Consider the following 4,933-nt stretch of genomic DNA (forward strand, 5'->3'; position numbering starts at 1 on the left):
CCCGCCGTCGCCGAGTGGCGGCTGCCCGGCGACCTCGGGCGCCGCTACGGCGCCGTGTCGGGCGACCGGAACCCGATCCACCTCCACCCGCTCACCGCGCGGCTGTTCGGCTTCCCCCGGCACATCGCCCACGGCATGTGGACGGTCGCCCGCTGCCTCGCCCAGGCGGAGGCGGGCACCGGGACCACCGCCCCCGGACGCGTCCGTTCCGTACGGGCCGACTTCAAGGCCCCCGTCCTGCTGCCGGCCACCCTCACCTACGCCGCCTCCGGGAGCGACTTCCAGGTGCGCGGCGAACGCCGGGTCCACCTCACCGGCACCATGGTCCGGGAGGGCTGACCACCGCGTTCCGTCAGCCCTCCCGGGACTGCCAGCCACGGCCGTGCATCAGGTTCTCCAGGCCCGCCCAGGAGAAGTTCATCAAGGTGGTCGCCGCCTCCTTGGCCGAGACGCCCTCGGTGACGTTCGCCCACCCCGCCAGCGCCTCCGCGGCCCCCACGAGCGCCTGCGCGAGCCCGGCCACGTCCCGGTCGGGCAGGGCGGGGTCGTGGCGCGCCTCACGCGCCGCCGCCCCGATCAGACCCGTCACGAACGCGACGATCTCCTCCCGCAGCACCGCCACCTCACCGACGAACGGCTCCCCCTGCGAGCGCGCCTGCTGGTGCAGCACCGCCCAGCCGTCCGGGTGCTCCGCGGTGTGCGTGAAGAAGGCCCGCAGGCCCTCCCACAGCTGCCGGTCGGCCGGCAGACCCGGCTCCACCCCGGCCCGCACCGCCTCCATCAGCGCCTTCGACTCACGGCGGATACAGGCGGTGAAGAGCTCCTCCTTGGAGTTCAGATAGAGGTAGACCAGCGGCTTGGAGACACCGGCCAGCTCCGCGATCTCGTCCATCGAGGCGGCCCGGTACCCGCGCTGCCCGAAGGTCCGCACCGCGGCGTCCATCATCTGCCGCTCCCGCACGGCGCGCGGCATGCGTTTGCTCTTCACTGCACTCACGTCGGACTTCCTCCCGCCCCCGCCACTCCCGGTAAGCCTACGGCGCGGGGCCGGCACCCCCGGTACGCGGCGGCCCGGGCCGGCCGGTGGCCGGTTGCCGCCTCCCACCGTGTCCGATACCCGCTCGTTCCGAGGTCGCACACGGTGTCGCCCTCCGGGGCGACGCCCCGTCCGGTCCGGCCGCCTACCGTCGGCCCATGACCACCGGATTCCGCGGACACACCGTGATCGCCGCCCTCGCGGCGGCCGTACTGCTGACCGGCCCCGCCACCGTGGCCCACGCCTTACCCGATTCCGCGCCGACCGCGACGGCGAACCGCACCACGCCGCCCGGACTGCCCCGCCCGACCGGCGCGTACGCCGTGGGCACGGAGACTCTGCACCTCACCGACCGCAGCCGCACCGACCCGTGGGTCCCCGAGGCCGGGCCACGGGAACTGATGGTGTCGCTGTACTACCCGGCCCGCACCGCCGGCGGCGCACCGGCCCCGTACATGACCACCGAGGAGGCCCGGCTGCTGCTGGCGGAACGCGGACTGGACGGGACCGTCCCCGCCGCCACCGTCGCCGCCACCACCACCCACGCCCGCACCGCCGCCCCGGCCGCCCCGGGCCGGTTCCCTCTGGTGCTGCTCTCGCCCGGGTTCAACACCCCCCGGGCCACCCTGACCTCACTCGCCGAGGACCTGGCGAGCCGCGGCTACACGGTGGCGAGTGTGGACCATGCCTACGAGTCGACCGGAACCTCCTTCCCCGGCGGGCGGGTACTGACCTGCGCGGCCTGCGACCAGGTCGAGGCCGCACCGGACGAGGCGGCCTCGCGGCTGCTGCTGAAAGCCGTCTCCACCGGGCGGGCCGCCGACCTCTCCTTCGTTCTCGACCGGCTGACCGGCCACCGACCCGCCTGGAGCAGGTCCGCCGTGATCGACCCGTCCCGGGTCGCCGCAGCCGGCCACTCCATCGGCGCTGTCTCTTATACACATCTCACTCCATCGGCGGGAGCGCGGCGGCCTCCGTGATGCTCGCCGACCGGCGCGTGGACGCCGGGATCGACCTGGACGGCTCCTTCTTCGAGGAGGTCCCCGCCTCGGGCCTCGGCGGCGGACGCCCGTTCCTGATGCTCGGCACCGACGCGGAGCACCACCCCGGCAGCCTCGACACGAGTTGGGACGCCGGGTGGCGGCACCTGGACGGCTGGAAGCGCTGGCTGACCGTGGAGGGCTCCGGGCACTTCACCTTCACGGACCTCCCCGTACTGGCCGAGCAGCTGGGGCTGCCGGTGGACCCCGCCGCCCCGCTCTCCGGCACGCGCTCGGCACAGATCACCCGTGCCTACACCGCCGCCTTCCTCGACCAGCACCTGCGGGGCCGGCCGCAGCCGCTCCTGGACGGGCCGACCCCCGGCAACCCGGAGGTCGTCTTCCAGCGCCCCTGACGCACCGAAGCGCCCCGGCCTGGTCCCGGCCGGGGCGCTTCGGTGGTGCGGGTGGTGCCGTACGGCGGTGTCAGGCGGGGACGGGCACGCCCTTCGGCTCCTCCTCGCGGACCTCGGGCCCGTCGACCGGGGAGGCCGACGCCGAGTTGTACGCGTCGTGGTCCAGGATCTTCTCCCTGGCCGAGACGAGCACCGGGACCAGCGCCTGGCCGGCCACGTTCGTGGCGGTGCGCATCATGTCCAGGATCGGGTCGATGGCGAGCAGCAGGCCCACGCCCTCCAGCGGGAGGCCCAGCGTCGACAGGGTGAGGGTCAGCATGACCGTGGCGCCGGTGAGTCCGGCGGTGGCCGCGGAGCCGATGACCGAGACGAACGCGATCAGGACGTAGTCGCCGATGCCCAGCTGGACGTCGAAGATCTGCGCGATGAAGATCGCCGCCAGCGCGGGGTAGATCGCGGCGCAGCCGTCCATCTTGGTCGTGGCGCCGAACGGGACGGCGAAGCTGGCGTACTCCTTCGGGACGCCGAGCCGCTCGGTGACCTTCTGGGTGACCGGCATGGTGCCGACCGAGGAGCGGGAGACGAAGGCGAGCTGGATCGCGGGCCAGGCGCCCTTGAAGAACTGCAGCGGGCTGACCTTGGCGACCGTGGCGAGCAGCAGCGGGTAGACGCCGAACATCACCAGGGCGCAGCCGATGTAGACGTCGGCGGTGAACGTCGCGTACTTGCCGATGAGGTCCCAACCGTAGTCGGCGATCGCGTAGCCGATGAGGCCGACGGTGCCGAGCGGGGCGAGGCGGATGACCCACCACAGGGCCTTCTGGAGGAGCTCCAGGACCGACTCGCTCAGGGTGAGGATCGGCTTGGCCTTCTCGCCGAGCTGGAGCGCGGCGATACCGGCGACGGCGGCCATGAAGACGATCTGCAGGACGTTCAGTTCGGTGAACGGCGTGATGACGTCCGTCGGGATGATGCCGGTGAGGAAGTCCAGCCAGGAGCCGGCGTGCTCCGGCTTGGCGCCGTCCTTCGGGGTGAGGCCGGTGCCGGAGCCCGGGTTGGTGATCAGGCCGATCGCGAGGCCGATGGCGACGGCGATCAGCGAGGTGATCATGAACCAGAGCAGCGTGCGGGTGGCCAGCCTGGCCGCGTTGTTGACCTTGCGCAGGTTGGTGATCGACACCATGATCGCGAAGAAGACGAGGGGCGCGACGGCCAGCTTCAGCAGCTGGACGAAGAGGTGGCCGATCTTGTCGAGCGTGGTGTAGAGCCAGTCGATGTCCTGGCTGCGGGTGAGCCAGCCGAGCAGGACACCGAGCACCAGACCCGCGACGATCTGGACCCAGAACGGGACGCTGGGTATGCGGAAGCCCGGCCCGGAGCCGGATGGCTTCCCGGTTCCGGCCTCGGGGGACGTGGAATTCGCGGACACGGGCACACTCCTGTGGGGGCGCAGTGGGACGTACGGGAACAGACGTACCGACGTGCGGTGAGACGGGGACGGGGGTGCGGCGCCCGCGTCAGGGGCGGCGCCGCTGCATGGTGCCGGTTCAGACGTTGCGGCAACAGACCGCGGACATACAGCGGCAGAGATCCACGTGCAGGCGCGCCACGAGCCGGGGGCTCATGGCGTGGTGGGTGCGCACTGCGGTGTTCATGCCGGATACGTTAACACTTGTACTTTGAGAACCTCAAAGGTCCACTTGGGTCAGGAGTCCGTTCCGGTCCGGGCCCGCGGGCCCCCCTGAACGACGAAGCCCCGGTACCGGAGCGGGTGGCTCGGGTCCGGGGCGCGTCCGCACGGGGCGGGGCCGTGAGGAACGTTACGGGGTGACGCCGTCCTCGCGGGTGCGGTTGGCGTCCAGCCTGGCCTTGGTCCGGTCGACCGTGGAGACGATCTGCTGGGACATCTCGTCGCGCTGCTTGCGCAGCAGGATGAAGCTGAGCGGGGCGGAGAGCAGCAGGCCGAGGAGGATGACCCAGACGACGTTGGACCCGCCGGCGCCGGCGGGCAGCAGCCCGAAGTGGACCGCCACACCCGACACGAAGAAGCAGCCGACGAAAATCAGCAGACGCAACGCGGTGTACCGGATCGTTGCGCTCGGCTTTGCAGCGGACACGGCTTGCCTTCTCTCTACGTCCGACGTCTCTACGGTCGTGCAGGGTGCGACTCTGCCCGACCAGTGAAGCATGCCCCGAATTCGATCAGTTCTCAGGGCTCCTCTTCCCGGCCCGGAATCCGCCTCGCGCGCCCTGCCGGAAGAGACCCCGCTCTGCCGGAAGAGGTCCCGCTTCTGCCGGAAGAGTCCCCGTCCCTACCGGAAGAGGGGGAGCAGCATGATGACGTCGTCCCGGTAGTCGTCCTCGGCGACCCGGATGGCGTCCGGGACCCGGCCGACCTCCTTGTAGCCGCAGGAGGCGTAGAAGCGGTCGGCGCCCGTGCCGCCCCGGCAGGTGAGCCGGATGGCGTCGACGCCGTCGACCGACCGGGCGGCGTCGGCCGC

General features: G+C 71.9%; 4 protein-coding genes and 2 pseudogenes. 2 read left to right on the plus strand and 4 right to left on the minus strand.

Annotation, left to right across the window (positions count from 1 at the left end; translation table 11 throughout):
* The coding region (locus tag IH13_RS0116000; protein ID WP_031084968.1) for a MaoC/PaaZ C-terminal domain-containing protein at positions 1–339 on the plus strand (339 nt) is incomplete at its 5' end.
* Positions 340–352: 13 nt separating this feature from the next.
* Here IH13_RS0116000 and IH13_RS0116005 read toward each other — a convergent pair.
* Positions 353–973 (minus strand): TetR/AcrR family transcriptional regulator, encoded by a 621-nt coding sequence (locus tag IH13_RS0116005; protein WP_031084969.1) that lies wholly within the window; start codon positions 971–973, stop codon positions 353–355.
* Positions 974–1,194: 221 nt separating this feature from the next.
* Between IH13_RS0116005 and IH13_RS37635 the strand changes: the two are divergent.
* A pseudogene (locus tag IH13_RS37635) lies at positions 1,195–2,432 on the plus strand (alpha/beta hydrolase family protein).
* Between the two features lie 70 nt (positions 2,433–2,502).
* Here IH13_RS37635 and IH13_RS0116015 read toward each other — a convergent pair.
* From IH13_RS0116015 to IH13_RS0116025, 3 genes and pseudogenes are all read right to left on the minus strand, one after another.
* Entirely contained in the window at positions 2,503–3,861 is a 1,359-nt protein-coding gene (locus IH13_RS0116015; protein WP_031084970.1) for a dicarboxylate/amino acid:cation symporter, read from the minus strand.
* Positions 3,862–4,252: 391 nt separating this feature from the next.
* Positions 4,253–4,549, minus strand: coding sequence for a DUF4229 domain-containing protein (locus IH13_RS0116020; RefSeq protein WP_031084971.1), 297 nt, complete (start codon positions 4,547–4,549; stop codon positions 4,253–4,255).
* 195 nt (positions 4,550–4,744) lie between these two features.
* Positions 4,745–4,933, minus strand: a pseudogene (locus tag IH13_RS0116025) (GNAT family N-acetyltransferase); the annotation flags it as partial.

The sequence above is a fragment of the Streptomyces sp. NRRL WC-3549 genome (assembly GCF_000721935.1).
GTDB lineage: Bacteria > Actinomycetota > Actinomycetes > Streptomycetales > Streptomycetaceae > Streptomyces.